Annotated in this window: 14 protein-coding genes; 8 read left to right on the forward strand and 6 right to left on the reverse strand. The window is 66.8% G+C overall.

Features of this window, described 5'->3' with window-relative positions:
* Positions 1-4: 4 nt before the first annotated feature.
* Entirely contained in the window at positions 5-331 is a 327-nt protein-coding gene (locus NJH59_RS10415; protein WP_173925076.1) for a GlpM family protein, read from the forward strand.
* Here the strand turns inward: NJH59_RS10415 and NJH59_RS10420 are convergent.
* Positions 328-1,320 carry an alpha/beta hydrolase gene (locus NJH59_RS10420; RefSeq protein ID WP_100633593.1) on the reverse strand — a complete coding sequence of 331 codons (993 nt, stop codon included), beginning with the start codon at positions 1,318-1,320 and terminating at the stop codon, positions 328-330. The genes NJH59_RS10415 and NJH59_RS10420 overlap by 4 nt on opposite strands.
* Positions 1,321-1,500: 180 nt before the next feature.
* On the opposite strand from NJH59_RS10420, the gene metR reads away from it, so the two are divergent.
* Positions 1,501-2,418: a transcriptional regulator MetR gene (gene metR / locus NJH59_RS10425; RefSeq protein WP_043861995.1), complete on the forward strand. Its 918-nt coding sequence runs from the start codon at positions 1,501-1,503 to the stop codon at positions 2,416-2,418.
* A gap of 18 nt (positions 2,419-2,436) precedes the next feature.
* On the opposite strand, the gene NJH59_RS10430 is transcribed toward metR, so the two are convergent.
* Both NJH59_RS10430 and NJH59_RS10435 read right to left on the reverse strand, forming a co-directional pair.
* Positions 2,437-3,075, reverse strand: a complete 639-nt coding sequence (locus NJH59_RS10430) for a LysE family translocator (RefSeq protein WP_054914755.1) — start codon at positions 3,073-3,075, stop codon at positions 2,437-2,439.
* Positions 3,072-3,479, reverse strand: coding sequence for an NUDIX domain-containing protein (locus tag NJH59_RS10435; RefSeq protein WP_043861997.1), 408 nt, complete (start codon positions 3,477-3,479; stop codon positions 3,072-3,074). Before NJH59_RS10435 ends, NJH59_RS10430 begins: the two co-directional genes overlap by 4 nt.
* Before the next feature lie 202 nt (positions 3,480-3,681).
* On the opposite strand from NJH59_RS10435, the gene NJH59_RS10440 reads away from it, so the two are divergent.
* Both NJH59_RS10440 and NJH59_RS10445 read left to right on the forward strand, forming a co-directional pair.
* Positions 3,682-7,950: a DEAD/DEAH box helicase gene (locus NJH59_RS10440; RefSeq protein WP_253086750.1), complete on the forward strand. Its 4,269-nt coding sequence runs from the start codon at positions 3,682-3,684 to the stop codon at positions 7,948-7,950.
* A gap of 130 nt (positions 7,951-8,080) precedes the next feature.
* Positions 8,081-9,697, forward strand: coding sequence for an FMN-binding glutamate synthase family protein (locus NJH59_RS10445; RefSeq protein WP_054914757.1), 1,617 nt, complete (start codon positions 8,081-8,083; stop codon positions 9,695-9,697).
* A gap of 96 nt (positions 9,698-9,793) precedes the next feature.
* On the opposite strand, the gene NJH59_RS10450 is transcribed toward NJH59_RS10445, so the two are convergent.
* Entirely contained in the window at positions 9,794-11,218 is a 1,425-nt protein-coding gene (locus tag NJH59_RS10450; RefSeq protein ID WP_043862000.1) for an amino acid permease, read from the reverse strand.
* 439 nt (positions 11,219-11,657) lie between these two features.
* Between NJH59_RS10450 and NJH59_RS10455 the strand changes: the two genes are divergently transcribed.
* The 3 genes from NJH59_RS10455 to NJH59_RS10465 all read left to right on the forward strand — a co-directional run bounded on the left by NJH59_RS10455 (position 11,658) and on the right by NJH59_RS10465 (position 16,304).
* Complete coding sequence (locus NJH59_RS10455; protein ID WP_088515478.1) at positions 11,658-14,804, forward strand: transglycosylase domain-containing protein; 3,147 nt, start codon at positions 11,658-11,660, stop codon at positions 14,802-14,804.
* A 166-nt stretch (positions 14,805-14,970) separates the two neighbouring features.
* A complete protein-coding gene (locus NJH59_RS10460) occupies positions 14,971-15,543 on the forward strand; it encodes a PadR family transcriptional regulator (protein WP_054914759.1) in 573 nt (190 codons plus the stop codon).
* A complete protein-coding gene (locus tag NJH59_RS10465; RefSeq protein WP_253086751.1) occupies positions 15,540-16,304 on the forward strand; it encodes a siderophore-interacting protein in 765 nt (254 codons plus the stop codon). Before NJH59_RS10460 ends, NJH59_RS10465 begins: the two co-directional genes overlap by 4 nt.
* A gap of 10 nt (positions 16,305-16,314) precedes the next feature.
* Here the strand turns inward: NJH59_RS10465 and NJH59_RS10470 are convergent, their stop codons facing one another.
* Both NJH59_RS10470 and NJH59_RS10475 read right to left on the reverse strand, forming a co-directional pair.
* On the reverse strand, positions 16,315-16,974 hold the full coding sequence (locus NJH59_RS10470) for a Pr6Pr family membrane protein (protein WP_253086752.1): 660 nt from the start codon (positions 16,972-16,974) through the stop codon (positions 16,315-16,317).
* A gap of 4 nt (positions 16,975-16,978) precedes the next feature.
* Positions 16,979-17,200 (reverse strand): VF530 family DNA-binding protein, encoded by a 222-nt coding sequence (locus NJH59_RS10475; RefSeq protein WP_043862005.1) that lies wholly within the window; start codon positions 17,198-17,200, stop codon positions 16,979-16,981.
* Between the two features lie 197 nt (positions 17,201-17,397).
* On the opposite strand from NJH59_RS10475, the gene NJH59_RS10480 reads away from it, so the two are divergent.
* Positions 17,398-19,446, forward strand: coding sequence for a TonB-dependent receptor (locus NJH59_RS10480; RefSeq protein ID WP_058540956.1), 2,049 nt, complete (start codon positions 17,398-17,400; stop codon positions 19,444-19,446).
* The last annotated feature ends 125 nt before the right edge of the window (positions 19,447-19,571 follow it).

The raw sequence follows: 19,571 nt of genomic DNA on the forward strand, positions 1-19,571 counted from the left end.
CATGATTCTCAAGGCCTGCCTGGGCGCCGTGGTGGTGCTGATCATCGCGGCCCTGGCCAAGACCCGCAATTACTACGTGGCCGGGCTGGTGCCGCTGTTTCCCACCTTTGCCCTGATTGCCCACTACATCATCGGCAAGGGCCGCTCGCTGGAGGACCTGAAGGCCACCATCGTGTTCGGCATGTGGTCGATCATCCCCTACTTCGTGTACCTGGCCGCGCTGTACGTGCTGGTCGACCGCCTGCGCCTGGAGCTGTCACTGGCGCTGGCGGCAGTGGCCTGGCTGATCGCCGCCACCGTGCTGGTCAGCGTATGGGTGCGCCTGCACTAGCGTTGGGCCAGATGGCCCAGCTCTTCGCGGTGCGCCTTCAGGTAAGGCAGTACCGCCGCCAGCAGCGGGGCCTTGAACGGCTCCTGGAAGCGGTGCGCCAGGCCCGGTATCAGGCGTAGCTGGCTGCCCTGGATGTGCGCGGCCAGGTGCACGCCGTGCATCACCGGCAACAGCGGGTCGGCCGTGCCGTGCACCACCAGGGCCGGTACCCGCAGGTTGTCGAGCAGCTCGACACGGCTGGGCTCGGCAAGTATGGCCATGACCTGGCGCTGCACGCCTTCGGGGTTGAAGGCCCGGTCGTAGGCAGTGGCGGCCTGCTGCAACAGGGCCTGGCGATCATCCTGCACCTGCGGGCTGCCCAGCGCGGCCAGCAAGTCGGCCTGCTGCTCCAGGGCCACCTGGCGATTCGGCGCACCGCGCCGGGCCAACTGCCGAACCAGCGCCGGCGCAGGCGCCGGCAGCCCCTGCGCCCCCGAACTGGACATGATCAGGGTCAGGCTCTCGACCCGCTCGGGCGCCATCGCCGCCAGGTGCTGGGCAATCATTCCACCCATGCTCACCCCCAGCACATGAAAGCGCTGCGCGTGCAGCGCATCCATCAGCGCCAGGCCATCAGCGGCCATGTCGCTCAGGCTGTAGGGCGCCGCCACCGGCAGGCCGAGCCGGTAGCGCAGCGCCTCGACCGTCAGGTTGGCCTGGGCGGGGGGCTGGTTCCAGCGCGACAGGCCGACGTCGCGGTTGTCGTAGCGGATCACCCTGAAGCCCTGCTGGCACAGCGCAAGTACCACCTCGTCGGGCCAGTGGATCAACTGGCCGCCCAGGCCCATGACCAGCAGCAGGGCCGGGTCGCTGTCACGCCCGATGCTCTGATAGGCCAGGCTGACCGGCCCCGCCTCGGCGTATCGGATAGCTGAAGTGATGTCGCAGCGAGGCGCCGCGAACGAAGAAAAGGCGCTGCACAGCGCCACCAGAAACAGGAATGCCCGCATGAAAGAAACACCAGAGTGCAGTTCGCCAGTAAAGCGCGAGTCTGATGAAGTTCATGCCGGCGCGCTGCCACAGATCGGTGACCGTTTGATGACAACTGCCGGGCGGTCGACAGCATCGTCAACATGAGACAAACTCAACGAATTGTCTCATCCATCAAATTCTGTTCATGGAGCACCCTGGTGCTGGAAATTCGCCACCTCAAGACCCTGCACGCCCTGCGCGAAGCCGACAGCCTGGTGGAGGCCGCCGAGCGCCTGCACCTGACCCAGTCGGCGTTGTCCCACCAGTTCAAGGAACTCGAAGAACGCCTGGGCATGCAGTTGTTCACCCGCAAGACCAAGCCGATCCGCTTCACCAGCGCCGGCCTGCGCCTGCTGCAACTGGCCGATGCCACCCTGCCGCTGCTGCGCGGCGCCGAACGGGACATTGCGCGCCTGGCCGGCGGCACCGCCGGGCGCCTGCACATGGCCATCGAGTGCCACAGCTGCTTCCAGTGGCTGATGCCCACCATCGACCAGTTCCGCGATGCCTGGCCAGAGGTGGAGCTGGACCTGGCCTCGGGCTTCGCCTTCGCCCCGCTGCCGGCCCTGGCCCGCGGCGACCTGGACCTGGTGGTGACCTCCGACCCGCTGGAACTGACCGGTATCACCTACGTGCCGCTGTTCACCTACGAGGCGATGCTGGCGGTGGCCAACCAGCACGTACTGGCCTCCAGGCCCTACGTGGTGCCGCAGGACCTGGCCACGGAAACCCTGATCACCTACCCGGTGGAACGCGACCGCCTGGACATCTTCACGCGCTTTCTGGAGCCGGCCGACATCGAGCCCGGGCAGGTGCGCACCGCCGAGCTGACGGTGATGATGATGCAGTTGGTGGCCAGCGGACGCGGGGTATGCGGCATGCCGCACTGGGCCCTGCACGAGTACAGCTCGCGCGGCTACGTGAAGGGCAAGCGCCTGGGTGAAAAGGGCCTGTTCGCCACGCTGTACGCCGCAGTGCGCAGCGACATGCTCGATGCACCGTATATGCGCGACTTTCTGCTGACCGCCAAGGACACCTCGTTCTCGACCCTGGATGGGGTCAGTGCAGTGCGCTGAAGGTTCAAGCGGCAAGCATCAAGCCAGTTTGCGTTGTTCCTGCACCAGGCGCAGCGCAAGGGCCGCCAGCACAAAGCCCATCACGTAGCGCTGCAACATCAGCCACAGCGGGTAGCGCGCGAACCAGGCCGACAGGCCGGCGGCGAACAGTGCGATCAGCAGGTTCACGGTGAAGCTCACGCCGATCTGGGTCAGGCCCAGGGTCAGGCTCTGCGCCAGCACCGAGCCGTGCTCGGGCGAAATGAACTGCGGCAGCACCGACAGGTAGAACACCGCCACCTTGGGGTTCAGCACGCTGGTCAGAAACCCCATCGTCACCAGCCGCGCCGGTGAATCAGGGGCCAGCTCACGGGGCTCGAACGGCGAGCGCGCACCCGGCTTGACCGCCTGCCAGGCCATCCACAGCAGGTAGCCGGCACCGGCCCAGCGCAGCAGGTCGTAACCCAGCGGCACGGCCATGAACAACGCGGTGAGGCCCACAGCTGCGGCCGTCATGTGCACCAGAAACCCGCCCACCACACCGATCAGCGACGTCACGCCGGCCATGCGGCCCTGGCAGATCGAGCGCGAGATCAGGTAGATCATGTTCGGCCCGGGGGTCAGTACCATCAGCAGCGCGGCGCCGCTGAACAGCAGCCATTCGTGCAGCGGGATCATTGCGCGGCCCGTTGCAGGTGCAGCGGCAGGATCAGGTCGCGGGTCAGCGGCGCCAGTTCGAGGTGATCCACCTGGTGGGCGTCGACCCAGCAGGCTTCCTCGATTTCCGCTGCGGGTTCAAGCGTCAGGTCGGTGTGCAACTGAAACAGCTCGGCCTGCACTTCGAAACCCGGCTCGTTGGCCGCCGGTGCGCTGAACTGGCCCAGGTACTGCGCCTGCTGCGGGTCGATGCGCAGGCCCAGCTCTTCGAACAGCTCGCGGGCCAGGGCATCGACGGGTTGCTCGTGGGGTTCGATCTTGCCGCCAGGCTGCATGAAGGCCAGGGTGCCGCGCTTGCGTACCAACAGGGTACGGCCCTGAGCATCGAGCAACAGGGCAGCGGCGATACGGATGGTTTTGCTCATGGTAGGCGGCTCGTGGCGGGGAAGGCGCGCTAGGATCACATGCTGGCGCAGGGCTTTCAATCTTGCTGAGCGCTTCGCCGGCAAAGCCGGCTCCCACAGGTTCGGCGCATTCCCTGTAGGAGCCGGCCTTGCCGGCGAAGCGGCCGCCGCAGCCTGACGAAAGCCCCTTGCAACCAGGGCGCAACGGCCGCATAAACAGCTGATGAACCTGCCCGCCCGCAATCACCCGGTACTCGACGGCTTCCACCCCGCCGTCCGTGCCTGGTTCCAGCACCGTTTCGCCACGGTGACCGCCGCCCAGGCCCAGGCGTGGCCGCTGATCCGCAGCGGACAATCGATGCTGGTGGCGGCCCCCACCGGCTCCGGCAAGACCCTCACCGCGTTCCTCGCGGTCCTCGACGAACTCTTCACCCAGGCCCTGCACGCCGGCGGCGAGCTGCCCGAACAGACGCTGGTGGTGTACGTCTCGCCGCTCAAGGCGCTGTCCAACGACATCCAGCTCAACCTGCAGGCCCCCCTGGCCGGTATCAGCGCCGAACTGGCCGCCCTCGGGCTGCCCACCCCTACCCTGCGCACCGCAGTGCGCAGCGGCGATACCCCGCAGAAGGAACGCGCGGCCATGCGCCGCCAGCCCCCGCATATCCTGGTGACCACCCCCGAGTCGCTGTACGTGCTGCTCGGCTCGACGTCCGGGCGCCAGGGCCTGGCCTCGGTGCACACGGTAATCGTCGACGAGATCCACGCCGTGGCCGGCAACAAGCGCGGCAGCCACCTGGCGTTGAGCCTGGAACGCCTGCAGGCGCTATGCCAGCGCCCGCTGCGGCGCATCGGCCTGTCGGCCACCCAGCGTCCGATCGAGCGGGTGGCGCAGTACCTGGTGGGCCATCAGCGCCCCTGCGCCCTGGTGGATATCGGCCATGCGCGCCAGCGCGACCTGGCCATCGAGGTACCGCGCGCGCCACTGGGCGCGGTGATGGCCAACGATGTGTGGGAGCTGGTCTACGATCGCCTCGCGCAACTGGCCCGCGAGCATCGCACCACCCTGGTGTTCGTCAACACCCGGCGCCTGGCCGAGCGCCTGGCGCGCCACCTGAGCGAGCGCCTGGGACGCGAGGCGGTGGCCGCGCACCATGGCAGCCTGGCCAAGGAATTTCGCCTCGACGCCGAGCAGCGTCTCAAGCGCGGCGAGCTGCAGGTGCTGGTGGCCACCGCCTCGCTGGAGCTGGGCATCGACATCGGCGAGGTCGACCTGGTGTGCCAGATCGGCTCGCCTGGCTCGATTGCCGCGCTGCTGCAGAGGGTTGGCCGCTCCGGCCACCAGGTGGACGGCACCCCCAAGGGTCGTGTGTTCGCCACCACCCGCGACGAGCTGATCGAGTGCGTGGCCCTGCTCGACTGCGTGCGCCGTGGCGAGCTGGACGAGCTGCATATCCCCAACGCACCGCTGGACGTGCTGGCCCAGCAGATCGTCGCCGAGGTCAGTTGCCAGCCCTGGGACGAACAGGCGCTGTTTGCGTGCCTCACCCGTGCGATGCCCTACGCCAATCTCGACCAGGTGCATTACCAGGCCCTGCTGCGCATGCTCGCCGAAGGCTACAGCGGGCGCCAGGGCGTGCGCGGCGCGTACCTGCACCGCGATGCGGTCAGTGCCCAGTTGCGTGGAAGGCGCGGCAGCCAGCTGGCCGCCCTGACCAGTGGCGGGGCGATACCGGACAACGCCGACTACCGCGTGCTGCTCGAACCCCAGGCCTTGAACATCGGCAGCGTGAACGAAGACTTCGCGGTGGAGAGCATCGCCGGCGACATCTTCCAGCTGGGCAACGCGTCGTACCGCATCCTGCGGGTGGAGGCCGGCAAGGTACGAGTAGAGGATGCCCACGGGCAACCGCCGACCATCCCCTTCTGGCTGGGCGAGGCGCCGGGGCGCAGCGACGAGCTGTCCTTCGCTGTGGCACGCCTGCAAGCCGAAATCGACCAGCGCCTGGATACCAGCGGCGGCCAGCTGCAACCGCTGCTGACCTGGCTGCACGCCACGCTCGGGCTGAACGCGGACAGCGCCGAGCAACTGCTCGACTACCTGGCCCGCACCCGCCAGGCCCTCGGCGCCCTGCCCTCGCAGGACACGCTGATCATGGAGCGCTTTTTCGATGAGTCCGGCGGTACCCAGCTGATCATCCACTCTCCCTTCGGCAGCCGCATCAACCGCGCCTGGGGGCTGGCACTGCGCAAACGCTTCTGTCGCACCTTCAATTTCGAGTTGCAGGCGGCAGCCAGCGAGGATGCGCTGATCCTGTCGCTGTCGGCCGGCCACAGTTTTGCCCTGGAAGAGGTGTGGCGCTACATTTCCAGCGCCAGTGCCGAGCACCTGCTGACCCAGGCCGTGCTCGATGCGCCGCTGTTCGGCGTGCGCTGGCGCTGGAACGCCGGGGTGTCGCTGGCACTGCCGCGCTATGCCGGCGGGCGCAAGGTCGCCCCGCAGATCCAGCGCATGAAAAGCGAAGACCTCACCGCTGCCGTGTTCCCCGACCAGCTGGCGTGCCTGGAAAACATCGTCGGCGAGCGCGAGATTCCCGACCACCCGCTGGTGGAGCAGACCCTCGACGACTGCCTGCACGAGGCGATGGATTGCGAGGGCTGGGTGAACCTGCTGCGGCGCATCGAAGACAAGCGCATCCGCCTGATCTGCCGCGACCTGCCGGCGCCTTCGCCCCTGGCGGCGGCGATCCTGAATGCACGTCCATACGCCTTTCTCGATGACGCACCGCTGGAAGAGCGGCGCACCCAGGCCGTGCTCAACCGGCGCTGGAGCGACCCGCAAAGTGCCGACGACCTGGGCGCACTGGATCCGCAGGCGATTGCCGCAGTGCGTGCCGAGGCCTGGCCGTTGCCAGGCGGCGCTGACGAAATGCACGAGGCACTGATGAGCCTGGCGGCCGTGTGCGATGCCGAGGTGCAGGCCAACCCGGGCTGGCTGGCATGGCTGCAGCAACTGGCCGCCGGCGCACGCGCCTGCCACCTGAAGTTGCCGCAGGGTGGCGGCCTGTGGCTGGCCCGCGAACGCCTGCCGTGGCTGCTGGCGCTGTACCCGCAAGCGGCGCCCACCCCATTGCCCGGGTTCGATCAGCCCATCGATGCCGACAGTGCTGCCGTAGAACTGCTGCGCGCGCGCCTGAGCGGCTTCGGCCCGCTGACCAGCAGCGAGATCGGCGCGCCGCTGTGCCTGAGCCCCTCACAGGTCGAGCAGGCAATGCTGCGCCTGGAAGCCGAGGGCTATGTGATGCGCGGGCACTTCAGCCCGGGCCACACCCCTGAACAATGGTGCGAACGCCACCTGCTGGCGCGCATCCACCGCTACACGCTCAAGCGCCTGCGCCGCGAAATCGAGCCGGTCAGCCTGCAGGATTTCATGCGCTTTCTGTTCGACTGGCAGCACCTTTCGCCCGGCACCCGGCTGGAGGGCCCGGCGGCGCTGGGCGAGGCGCTGACCCAACTGGAAGGCTTCGCCGCAGCGGCCTCGGCCTGGGAAAGCGACCTGCTGCCGAGCCGGCTGCGCGACTACAGCGGGCAGTGGCTGGACGATGCCTGCCGGGCCGGCAAGTTCGTGTGGGCTCGCCTGGCCCCTTCGGGCAAGGCTGCGGCCAGTACCCTGCGCAGCACCCCTGTCGTGCTGCTACCACGGGCGCGGCTGGGGTTGTGGCGAGCACTGGCCGCCACCGACGACGCCCCGGCACCGTCGCCCCGCGCGCAACGTGTACTGGCCGCGCTCAGCGAGCACGGCGCACTGTTTTTCGATGAACTGCGCGACGAGGCACGCCTGTTGCCCAGCGAGCTGGAGACAGCCCTGCAGGAACTGGTGGCGGCCGGGCAGATCAGTGCCGACAGCTTTGCCGGCCTGCGTGCACTGATCACCCCGGCCAGCAAGCGCCAGGCACGCAGCCATCGGCGTGGTCGCGGGGCATTCAGTGGCGGCATGGAGGACGCCGGGCGCTGGGCATTGCTGCGCCGCGCCGGCACGCCGGCCGAGGACGCCCTGGAACAGGTGGCCCTGACCTTGCTGCGCCGCTATGGCGTGGTGTGCTGGCGGCTGCTCGAACGCGAGGCCGACTGGCTGCCGAGCTGGCGGGACCTGCTGCGCACGTTGCACCGCCTGGAGGCGCGTGGCGAGATCCGTGGCGGTCGCTTCATCAGCGGGCTGGCCGGCGAACAGTTCGCCTTGCCCGAGGCCATCGGCGTATTGCGCGAAGTACGCAGGCGCCCGCTGGATGGCAGCCTGGTGGCGGTGAGTGCCAGCGACCCGCTGAACCTGGTGGGCACCTTGCTGCCCGGCAGCAAGGTGGCAGCGGTGAGCGGCAACCGGGTGGTGTACCGCGACGGCGTGGCGGTAGCGGCGCGGGTGGCGGGCAAGGCGCAGTACTGGGTGCAGGAGGATGCGGCGCTGCGTGAGCGGGTGGTGCGCGATGTCCATCACTGATCCCGAAGCTTTGCGGTGTGTGCAGGAGCCGGCATTGCCGGCGAAGGCCGCAACGCTGTCTTGATGGGTTCACTGGCATCCAATCCCCCATTCGATATAAGGTCTTGGATTGCCTGCAAAAGGAACCCGCATGAGCCTCTCCCTCCTCAGCCGTTATGCCTTCTTCGCCGCGTGTGTCGTGTTCACCCTCGCCAGCCTGCCGTTCCTGCACCACGACTGGCTGTGGCCCTTCACCCTGGTCACCGGCCTGCTCAGCCTGCTGGGCCTGTTCGACCTGCTGCAGAGCCGCCATGCGGTGCGGCGCAACTACCCGATCCTGGGCAATATCCGCTACCTGGTGGAGGGCATCCGCCCGGAAATCCGCCAGTACCTGCTCGAATCCGACAGCGATGCGCTGCCCTTCTCCCGCGCCCAGCGCTCGCTGGTGTACTCGCGGGCCAAGAACGAAACCGCCGACAAGCCGTTCGGCACCCTGATCGACGTCTACCAGTCGGGCTTCGAGTTCATCGGCCACTCCATGCGCCCGGCACCGCTCAGCGACCCCGAGAGCTTTCGGGTGATCGTCGGCGGCCCGCAGTGCACCCAGCCCTATTCGGCCTCGGTGTTCAACATCTCGGCCATGAGCTTCGGCTCGCTCAGCGCCAACGCCATTCGCGCCCTCAACCAGGGCGCCAAGCTCGGCAACTTCGCACATGACACCGGCGAGGGCAGCATCAGCCCCTACCACCGCGAACATGGCGGCGACCTGACCTGGGAACTGGGCAGCGGCTACTTCGGCTGCCGCACCTCGGACGGTCGCTTCGACCCCGAGCGCTTCGCGCAGCAGGCCAGCAGCCCGCAGGTGCGCATGATCGAAATCAAGATGAGCCAGGGCGCCAAGCCCGGCCACGGCGGCATCCTGCCCAAGCACAAGGTGACCCAGGAAATCGCCGACACCCGCGGCATCATGATGGGCGAAGACTGCATCTCGCCGTCGCGCCACAGCGCGTTCTCCACCCCCATCGAGCTGATGCAGTTCATTGCCCAGCTGCGCGAGCTGTCCGGCGGCAAGCCGGTCGGCTTCAAGTTCTGCCTGGGCCACCCGTGGGAGTTCATGGGCATTGCCAAGGCCATGCTCGAGACCGGCATCCTGCCCGACTTCATCGTGGTCGACGGCAAGGAAGGCGGCACCGGCGCCGCGCCGGTGGAGTTCACCGACCACATCGGCGTGCCGCTGCGCGAAGGGCTGCTGTTCGTGCACAACACCCTGGTGGGGCTGAACCTGCGCGACAAGATCAAGCTGGGCGCCAGCGGCAAGATCGTCAGTGCGTTCGATATCGCCAGCGTGCTGGCCATCGGTGCCGACTGGGCCAACTCGGCGCGCGGCTTCATGTTCGCCATCGGCTGCATCCAGTCGCAAAGCTGCCATACCAACAAGTGCCCGACCGGCGTGGCCACCCAGGACGGCCTGCGCCAGCGGGCGCTGGTGGTGCCGGACAAGGCGCAGCGGGTGTTCAGCTTCCACCGCAACACGCTCAAGGCGCTGGCCGAGATGCTGGCCGCCGCCGGGCTGGATCACCCCTCGCAGCTGGAGGCCAAGCACCTGGTGCGGCGCATGTCGGCCACCGAGATCAAGCTGTTCTCGCAGCTGCACGTGTTCCTCAAGCCGGGTGAACTGCTTACCGGCGAGGTGAACGGCGAGTTCTACTCGCGGATGTGGCAGATGGCGCGGGCAGACAGTTTCGAGCCCAACGCCGAAGCGGCGTAACGGCGTCGCCGACTCCTCACCTGCAGGAGCCGGCATTGCCGGCGAAGGGGCAGTACAGCCACACAAAAACCCCGGCCTGGGCCGGGGTTGTGTACATCAGGATGCGCTGGATGCCGCCACTGCTTCACTGTCGCCCTTGGGCGCCAGCTTGAACACGTGGTACAGCACCGTCAGCATTACCAGGAACGCCGGGCCGATGAACAGCGCCACGCGGGTTTCCTCGAAGTAGGCCATCAGGCCGACCACCAGGATCAGGAACGCCAGGGCCAGGTAGGAACTCAGCGGCCACAGCCACATGCGGTACTTGAGCGCGGCCCGTTCGGCCTGGCTCAGCCCGGCGCGAAAGCGCAGTTGCGCCAGCAGGATCATCACCCAGGTCCAGATCGCGCCGAAGGTGGCGATCGAGGTCACCCACACGAAGACCTTTTCAGGTACCAGGTAGTTGGCCAGCACGCCCAGCAGCAGCGCGCCGATCGACAGCAGCAGTGCATTGCGCGGCACGCCGTTGCGCGAGGTGCGCGCAAAGCTGGCCGGGGCCTGGCCGTTCTGCGCCAGGCTGTAGAGCATGCGCCCGGTACTGAAGATACCGCCGTTGCACGACGACAGCGCCGCGGTGATCACCACGAAGTTGATGATGCCGGCTGCGGTCTTGATGCCCAGGCGCTCGAAGGTCATCACGAACGGGCTGCCCTGGCTGCCGATCTCGTTCCACGGGTACAGCGACAGGATCACGAACAGCGCGCCGACGTAGAACAGCAGGATGCGCCAGAACACCGAGCCGATGGCCTGCGGGATGGTCTTTTGCGGGTTGCGCGCTTCACCGGCGGTAAGGCCGATCATCTCCACGCCCAGGTAGGCGAACATCACCATCTGCAGCGACATCAGCACGCCGGTCACGCCGTTGGGCATGAAGCCGCCGTGACTCCACAGGTTGGAGATGCCCAGCGCCACACCGTCGTTGCCGAAGCCGAAGGCGATCACGCCGATGCCGCCCAGCACCATGGCGATGATGGTCACGATCTTGATCAGGGCGAACCAGAACTCGAACTCGCCGAAGGCCTTCACCGCCACCAGGTTGATCGCGCCCATGCTGCCCAGCGCCGCCAGCGCCCAGATCCAGCGCGGTACGTCCGGGAACCAGATGCCCATGTAGATGGCCACCGCGGTGATCTCGGCGACACAGGTCACCAGCCACAGGAACCAGTAGTTCCAGCCGGTCAGAAAGCCCGCCAGCGGGCCCAGGTAGTCTTGTGCGTAGCGGCTGAAGGACCCGGCCACCGGGTTGTGCACGGCCATCTCGCCCAGCGCGCGCATGATCACCAGGATCGCCAGGCCGCCGATGATGTAGGACAGCATGATCGCCGGCCCGGCCATTTCGATGGCCTTGGCCGAACCGAGGAACAGCCCGACACCGATACAGGCGCCCAGCGCCATCAGGCGAATGTGACGTTCGCCGAGTTCCCGCTTGAGTGGGCCGCCCTGGGCGGTCTCACCATGAGAAGGGTGGTTGCCGACTGGCATAGGAATACAACCTCATTTTGTTATTGGATATAACCCTTCGTGCAGGCTGTACAGCGCCGATAGGCTGCTGTTTCGCCGCGCCGGGCTCACCTTGTGGGCAAGCACGTCGACCGGGGCGCGGAGCACCGGCCGAGCGAAAGGGGCGAGCAGTATAGGAAGGCCGCTACAGGGCTTTTCACTATATAAACCCCGATATTTGGCGAGAACTCTCGGCAATTACCGCTTATTCGGAGTGGCATTTCCCGCGCTTGGTCGTGCGGGTGTCAACCGGGCGGCTAACATAGCACCAAAACGGGGCAACACAACCTTGCACCAAAGGCGCATGTTCGCGCCGTGATTGGCGAACCTGCCGCTGGCAACCCACAAATTTTTCATCAATTGCGACCAGCGTCTAAGCTTCAGGCAAGCGAGACGAACATACGCAGCCGGGCTGAACACTATGGGCGCACAGTGGCAAACGGAACCAGACAAGACGCAGGCTGCCGCAGAACAACCGGATACTCCCGCATTGCCCAAACGTCCCCGCCGGCGCTATGGCTGGTGGCTGTTCGGCCTGCTGGTGCTGGGGGCCCTGGTACTGCTGGGCCTGGCGATCGCCCGTGAAATGCACACCTCGCGCCTGCAGGCGCGCGAGTTCAGCCAGTTCGCCGCCACCCTGAGCTATTCGATGCACAAGGGCCCCAGCGATGCCGTCATCTACCCGGGCGAAGGCCCGTTCGACAAGCGCCTGGGCTACAGCGCGCTGGGCGAGTTTCTGCCGCGGCTGTTCAAGCGCGATTACGTGATCGTCGAGCAGGCGCGTTTTTCGCCGGCGCTGATGAACTATGTGCAGCACGGGTTCTTCGTGCCCTATGCCGAGAAGATCCAGGCCGGCCTGTCGATCACCGACTGCAAGGGCGACGCGCTGTACCAGTTCCATTACCCGCAGCACCTTTACCCGGATTTCGCCTCGATCCCGCCGGTGATCGTGCACAGCCTGCTGTTCATCGAGAACCGCGACCTGCTCGACCCCGCCGATCCGCGCAGCAACCCGGCGGTGGACTGGCCGCGCTTCGCCATGGCCGCCTACAGTCAGGTCGCCAAGCACCTGGCCCTGCCCGGCCAGTCGGCCGGCGGCAGCACGCTGGCCACGCAGCTGGAAAAATACCGCCACTCCCCCGATGGCCTCACGGTGTCGGGCAGCGAGAAACTGCGCCAGATGATTTCGGCCAGCGTGCGCGCCTACCAGGACGGGCCGCAGACCCTGGGCGCACGCCAGCGCATCGTGCGCGACTACCTCAACAGCGTGCCGCTGTCGGCGGTGCCCGGCCACGGCGAAGTGCACGGCATGGCCGAGGGCCTGCGGGTGTGGTACGGCGCCGACTTTGCCGAGGTCAACAAGACCCTGGCCAGTACCGACAGCGACCCGGCCAGCCTGGCCGCACGTGGCCTGGCGCTGCGCCAGGTGCTGTCGCTGATGATCGCCCAGCGTCGCCCGTCGCACTTTCTGTCCAAGGGTCGCAACGAACTGGCCACCCTCACCGACAGCCACGTGCGCCTGCTGGCCGCCAACAACATCATCGACCGCCCGCTGGCCGATGCCGCGCTGGCAAGCAAGGTGGTGTTTCGCGACTGGGTGGCGCAGCCGACCATCGTGCCCATCGTCACCAACAAGGGCATCAGCGTGGCCCGCAGCCGCTTGTCGTCGGCGCTGGGGCGCCCGCTGTACGACCTGGACCGCCTCGACCTGTCGGCCACCAGCACGCTGCAGGCCGACCTGCAGGGGCAGGTCAGCGAGTACCTCAAGAGCCTCGCCGACCCGGCCTTTGCGGCGCAGATGGGGCTGATTGGCGAACGCCTGCTGACCCCCACCAGCACCACCCAGGTGCGCTACAGCTTCACACTGCTGGAACGCACCGCCGACGGCTCGCGGGTACGGGTACAGACCGACAGCACCGACCAGCCGTTCGACATCAACGAGGGCAGCAAGCTTGAGCTGGGCTCCACCGCCAAGTTGCGGGTGCTGACCCAGTACCTGGAAATCATCGCCGAGCTACACGACAAGTACGTCGACATGACCCCGGCCCAATTGAGCAAGGTGGAGGTGGCCGACACCGACTTCATCAGCCGCTGGGCCCTGGATTACCTGGCCCGCAACAAGGACCGCAACATCACCGCGATGCTCGACGCGGCGCTGGAGCGCAAGTATTCGGCCAGCCCCGGCGAAGCCTTTTTCACCGGCGGCGGCATGCATGTGTTCAACAACTTTCGCCGCGAGGACAACGGCCGCATGCCGACCCTCAAGGATGCCCTGCGCGAGTCGATCAACCTGCCCTTCATTCGCCTGATGCGCGACCTGGTGCGCTACAGCACCTATTCGGCACCGGGCAACAGCGGCAAGTTGCTCAAGGACGATGCCGAGCCGCGGCGCCAGGAGTACCTTGCCCGCTTCGCCGACCGCGAGGGCACCGACTTCATGCGCCGGTTCTGGAAGAAGTACCAGCGCAAGACCTCCCAGGAACGCCTGGACACCTTTCTCGACAGCCTGCGGGTCACGCCGATCCGCCTGGCCGCCGTGCACCGCTACCTGTTCCCCGAGGCCGACCAGGCCACCTTCAACGCCTTCGTGCGCGCGCACATGAAGGCCGAGCCAGGGGCGGCCAAGCGGCCACCGCTGAAAAAGGACCAACTGACCGACCAGCGTCTGGAAGGCCTGTATGCCGCCTACGGCCCGGGCACCTACGACCTGCCCGACCAGGGCTACATCGCCCGGGTGCACCCGCTGGACCTGTGGCTGCTGGGCTACCTGCTGAAGAACCCCACCGCAAGCTTCCAGGACGCGGTGCTGGCCAGCCATTTCGAACGCCAGGAAGTCTACAGCTGGCTGTTCAAGAGCCGGCACAAGGGCGCCCGTGACAGCCGTATCCGTACCATGGTCGAGATCGAGGCGTTCCTCGACATTCACCAGCGCTGGAAGCGCGTTGGCTACCCGTTCGATCACCTGGTGCCATCGCTGGCCACCGCCATCGGCAGCTCGGGCGACCGCCCGGCGGCGCTGGCCGAGCTGGTGGGCATCATCCAGAACGACGGCGTGCGCCTGCCGGTGCTGCGTATCGACACCCTGCACTTCGCCGCCGACACGCCCTATGAACTGCGCCTGGCCGGTGACCCGGACCGGGGCCAGCGGGTGCTGTCGGTGGAAGTGGCGCGGGCCCTGCGCGGGGCCATGTCGCAGGTGGTGGACGCCGGTACGGCACGACGGGTGTCGGGGAGCTTCAAGCTGCCCGATGGCACCCTGCTGACCATGGGCGGCAAGACCGGCACCGGGGACAACCGCATCGAGAGCTTCGGTGCTGGCGGGCGGCTGATCGGTTCGCGTTCGTTGAACCGCACCGCGACGTTCGTGTTCTTTCTGGGCGACAACCATTTCGGCACCTTGACGGCGTTCGTGCCGGGGCGCGCGGCCGAGGCATTCAAGTTCACCTCGGCGTTGCCGGTGCAGGTGCTCAAGGGCATGGCGCCGATACTGCTGCCATACCTGCAGCCGGGGGGCAACACGTTGTGCACGCCGCCGCTGGTGGCAACGCAAGACCTTTCGAAGCCCTGACGCCATTCGCCCGCCTGCAGCAACCACACGCTTGCGTGCAGGAGCCGGCCTTGCCGGTGAAACAGATCACTGCCAAATGCGAAAAATAATCATCTCCATGTCTTGCGTTAAGATATATCTTGAGTAATATCTTTAGATACATCGCAACGCAGACAGGAGACAGTCCATGCGTGACCATCACCCACCCCACCGCGACAGCGGCGAGCGCCATGACGGCTTCGAGCGCCGGCACGGCCGTGAACGCGGCGACCGTGGCCCCCGCGTGTTCGCCCCCGGCGATCTCAAGTTGCTGCTGCTGGCCATGCTTTCGGAAAAGCCCGGCCACGGCTACGACCTGATCCGCCAGATCGAGGCCGAGTTCGACGGCGGCTACAGCCCCAGCCCCGGCGTGATCTACCCGACCCTGACCTTCCTCGAAGAGAGCGAGCTGATCAGCGGCGAAGTCCACGGCAGCAAGAAGCTCTACAGCGTCACCGACGCCGGGCGCCAATCGCTGGTCGACCAGGCCATCGCTCTGGACGGCGTGCGCACGCGCATCGAGGTGAGCAAGCGCTCGATGCGCGTGCACGACCGTCCGCCGGAAATCCACGAAGCCGTCCACAACCTGCGCCATGCCCTGCAGATCCACGCCGGGCGCTGGAACCCCGCAGAGATCGAGCGGGTACGCACCCTGCTCAACGACACCGCAAAAGCCATCGTTGCCGGCCCGGCAACCCCCACCCAGGAGACTTCCGAATGACGGACAGCCCCAACCTTTCGATCCATCGCGTCAACCACGAGATCAAGCGCCGCCGCCTCGAGGTACTGCGCGTGACCGAGCTGACCCCGCGCATGCGCCGCATCACCCTCGGCGGCGCCGAGCTGCAGGGCTTTCTCAGCGTCGGCAGCGACGACCACGTCAAACTCATGTTCGCCTGCTCCCCCGAAGAACAGGTGGCCCTGGACAACCCCGGCGCCACCGACGTGCGACCGACCATGCGCGAGTACACCCCGCGGCGCATCGACCTGGCCGCCGGCGAGCTGGACCTGGACTTCGTGCTGCACGGCGACGGCCCCGCCTCCACCTGGGCGGCCCAGGCCGAACCCGGCCATTACCTGCATATCGCCGGGCCACGCGCCTCGCTGGTGGTGCCGGACATCTTCGACAGCTACCTGCTGGTGGGCGATGAAACCGCCATCCCGGCCATCGGCCGCCGGCTCGAAGAGTTGCCAGCCGGACGCAAGGTGCTGGCGGTGATCGAAATCGAGGACGACCAGGAACGCCAGCCACTGCCCAGCGCGGCGCAGGTCGAGGTGATCTGGGTACGGCGCCACCAGCAGGACGTGCTGCAGGTGTTGCGCGACCTGAGCCTGCCGTCGGGCACGCTGTATGCCTGGGTTGCCCTGGAAAAGGCGCTGACGCGCAAGGCCAAGAGCCTGCTGCTGGAAGAGAAAGGCGTGAACGAGACGTACCTCAAGGCGGCCGCCTACTGGCGACTGGACCCCAACGACGAGGAATAAGCGTCGACCTTCAGGGTTGCGCCTGGGCCCGTGCCAGGCGCCTGCCCTGCCAGCGGTCGAGGACGATCAGCAGCACGCCGACCAGAATGAAGCCCCCCAGCATGGCCAGCGCATTGAGCAGCACCTGCGCATAGCCCAGGCTCGCCACATCGACGAACGGGTACGGATAGAAACCGATACCGTGACCGCGCGCCAGCACATACGCAAAGTACCCCAGCGGGTACACCAGCCAGCCCAGCAGGTGGGTGAAACGCAACTGCCCCTTGGGCACGCACCACCACCAGTACAGCGCATAGGCCGCCGGCATCACGTCGTGCAGCAGCTCATCGGCCAGCCACTGCCAGCCCTGCGGTTGCCACAGGTGACGCAGCAACAGGCTGTAGGCCAGCGCCACGAACACGATGCTCACCGCCACCCCGGAACTCACCCAGGGCGACAGCCACCAGCGCCGCGCCGCCGATTCACGGCCAAAGGCCGCCTGGGTCAGCACCGTGGCCACCAGGGTATTGCTCAACACCGTGAAATAACCGAACAGATTCACCAGCCCGCCCAGCAGGCTGGCCTGATCCTGCCAGCGCGCCAGCAGCACCAGATACAGCTGGATGGTCAACGCCGCCCAGCCAAGGCCCGCCAGCAGGCCGATGCCCATGCGACGGTCAGCCACCGGCATCGGCTCAGCGACCGCGTTGCAGCTTCAGGTACAGGCGCTCGACCTTTTCCCGCGCCCAGGGCGTCTTGCGCAGGAAGGTCAGGCTCGACTTGATGCTCGGGTCACTCTTGAAGCAGCGGATATCGATGCGCTGCGCCAGCCCTTCCCATTGGTAGTGCGCCACCAGCGCGGTGAGGATCTGTTCCAGTGTCACGCCATGCAGCGGGTTGTTGTCAGCGGCAGTCATGCCTGTGCTCCAGCCAAACGAAGGTGCGCACCTTAGCCCAGGTGCGGCGGCGCGTCAGCACCTGGTGCGGCCTTTCTCGATCAAGGGCACCTGAGGTGATTCTAGTGACCACGAAGGCTCTGGACAGCACCTTGGCATTTATTGTTTTACGGTAATGTTATATTGTAACCAAAACGATAACTGCCAAGGACCCCACCATGCGTCACCTGCCGCTCCACCTCTCCCCCCTTGCCGCCGCACTGTGGCTGGCCTCGCTGCCCAGCCACGCGGTTGAACTGCAACCCCAGGTCATCACCGCCAACCCGTTGGGCACCCCGCTGGCAGCCCCCAGCAGCGTGCTCGAAGGCGACACATTGACCCTGCAGCAAAAGGGCAGCCTGGGCGAAACCCTGAACACCCAGCCCGGCGTCGCCTCCACCTGGTTCGGCCCGGGCGCCAGCCGCCCGGTGATCCGCGGCCTGGACGGCGACCGGATCCGTATCCTGCGCAACGGCGTGGGTGCACTGGATGCCTCTTCGCTGTCGTACGACCACGCCGTGCCACTGGACCCGGTGAACGTCGAGCGCGTCGAGATCGTGCGCGGCCCGGCCGCCCTGCTCTACGGTGGCAATGCCATCGGCGGGGTGGTCAACACCTTCGACAACCGCATCCCCGACGCGCCGGTGCAAGGCATTCATGGTGCCGGCGAGCTGCGCTACGGGGGCGCCGACACCACCCGCAGCAGTGCGGGCAAGCTGGAAGCCGGCGATGGCCGCTTCGCCCTGCACCTGGACGCCAACAGCCGCCAGTTCAACGATTTGCGCATCCCCGGCTACGCCCGCAGTTCGAAGGTGCGCGATGCCGACGAACCCGGCGGCAAGCATCGCCTGGAAAACAGCGACGGGCGCCAGGACGGTGGTGCCGTCGGCGGTTCGTACAACTGGGAACACGGTTACGCGGGCCTGTCCTACAGCCGCTACGATGCCAACTACGGTTCGGTGGCCGAGCCCGGCGTGCGTCTGGCCATGGAACAGGACCACTACGCCTTTGCCTCCGAACTGCGCGACCTCGACGGCCCGTTCAGCTCGCTCAAGTTCGACGCCGGCTACACCGACTACAAGCATCAGGAGCTGGAAGGCGGCGAGGTGCATACCACCTTCAAGAACAAGGGCTACGAGGCCCGCGTCGAGGCTCGGCACCAGCCGCTGGGGCCGGTGGAAGGCGTGATCGGCGCCCAGGTCACCCGCAACGAGTTCTCGGCGTTGGGCGAAGAAGCCTTCGTGCCGCAGACCGATACCGACAGCCTGGCGCTGTTCGTGCTCGAACAGTGGAAGGCCACCGACCGCCTCGACCTGAGCCTGGGCGCACGCCTGGAGCACACCCGGGTCGACCCCGACAGCCAGGGCAGCGAACGTTTCGCCCAGGCCGACAGCGCCAGCAGCTTCACCGCCGCCAGCCTGTCCTCGGGTGCGGTGTACCAGTTGACCCCGGTGTGGTCGCTGGCCGCCAGCCTGGGCTACACCGAACGTGCACCGACCTTCTACGAGCTGTATGCCAATGGCGCTCACGTCGCCACCGGCACCTACGAGGTGGGCGACCCGGGGCTTTCGAAGGAGAAGGCGATCTCCAGCGACCTGGCCCTGCGCTTCGACAACGGCACGCACAAGGGCAGCGTGGGCGTGTTCTACAGCCATTTCCGCAACTACATCGGCCTGCTGGCCAGCGGCAACCTGCGCGAAGGGCATGATCACGATCACGGGGATGACGATCACGATCACGACCATGATCACGAGCATGGCGACGTGCCCGAATACCTCTATCACGGCGTGCGCGCCCGCTTCTACGGCATCGAAGCCCAGGACCGCTGGCAACTGCTGGAAAACGCCTACGGCAGCTTCGCCCTGGAACTGTCTGGCGACTACACCCGCGCCAAGAACCTGGATACCGGCGAAGACCTGCCACGCATTGCCCCGCTGCGCCTGAACAGCGGCCTGACCTGGAACCTTGAACGCTGGCAGGCACGGGTCGACGTGCAGCATGCCAGCAGCCAGCATCGCAAGCCGGCCAATGAAACCAGCACCGACGGCTACACCACCCTGGGGGCCAGCGTGGGCTATCGCTTCGAGATCGGCCAGAGTGAATGGCTGGCCTTCGTGCGCGGCGAAAACCTCACCGACCAGACCGTACGCTATGCCAGTTCGATCCTGCGCGACATCGCCCCAGCGCCGGGTCGCAGCGTCCAGGTAGGCCTGCGAACCACCTTCTGAACCCACACCGTTGCCGGATTGTTACCCATCCGGCAACGGTCACTCTTGCTGATCCGGCTTTTTTTCCGGCACGTTCGCCTATATCCTCCCCGCCTCAAGCTGAACCGCTTCACCTATTCCTGATA

Origin of the sequence: Pseudomonas sp. VE 267-6A (assembly GCF_024126555.1) — a bacterium.
Classification (GTDB): Bacteria; Pseudomonadota; Gammaproteobacteria; order Pseudomonadales; family Pseudomonadaceae; genus Aquipseudomonas; species Aquipseudomonas palmensis.

Excerpts from the sequence above, each read along its gene's own strand:
- NJH59_RS10420 (WP_100633593.1), bottom strand. The coding sequence starts at position 1,320 with ATGCGGGCATTCCTGTTTCTGGTGGCGCTGTGCAGCGCCTTTTCTTCG.
- NJH59_RS10430 (WP_054914755.1), bottom strand. The coding sequence starts at position 3,075 with ATGATCCCGCTGCACGAATGGCTGCTGTTCAGCGGCGCCGCGCTGCTG.
- NJH59_RS10435 (WP_043861997.1), bottom strand. The coding sequence starts at position 3,479 with ATGAGCAAAACCATCCGTATCGCCGCTGCCCTGTTGCTCGATGCTCAG.
- NJH59_RS10440 (WP_253086750.1), top strand. The coding sequence starts at position 3,682 with ATGAACCTGCCCGCCCGCAATCACCCGGTACTCGACGGCTTCCACCCC.
- NJH59_RS10445 (WP_054914757.1), top strand. The coding sequence starts at position 8,081 with ATGAGCCTCTCCCTCCTCAGCCGTTATGCCTTCTTCGCCGCGTGTGTC.
- NJH59_RS10450 (WP_043862000.1), bottom strand. The coding sequence starts at position 11,218 with ATGCCAGTCGGCAACCACCCTTCTCATGGTGAGACCGCCCAGGGCGGC.
- NJH59_RS10455 (WP_088515478.1), top strand. The coding sequence starts at position 11,658 with ATGGGCGCACAGTGGCAAACGGAACCAGACAAGACGCAGGCTGCCGCA.
- NJH59_RS10460 (WP_054914759.1), top strand. The coding sequence starts at position 14,971 with ATGCGTGACCATCACCCACCCCACCGCGACAGCGGCGAGCGCCATGAC.
- NJH59_RS10465 (WP_253086751.1), top strand. The coding sequence starts at position 15,540 with ATGACGGACAGCCCCAACCTTTCGATCCATCGCGTCAACCACGAGATC.
- NJH59_RS10470 (WP_253086752.1), bottom strand. The coding sequence starts at position 16,974 with ATGCCGGTGGCTGACCGTCGCATGGGCATCGGCCTGCTGGCGGGCCTT.
- NJH59_RS10475 (WP_043862005.1), bottom strand. The coding sequence starts at position 17,200 with ATGACTGCCGCTGACAACAACCCGCTGCATGGCGTGACACTGGAACAG.
- NJH59_RS10480 (WP_058540956.1), top strand. The coding sequence starts at position 17,398 with ATGCGTCACCTGCCGCTCCACCTCTCCCCCCTTGCCGCCGCACTGTGG.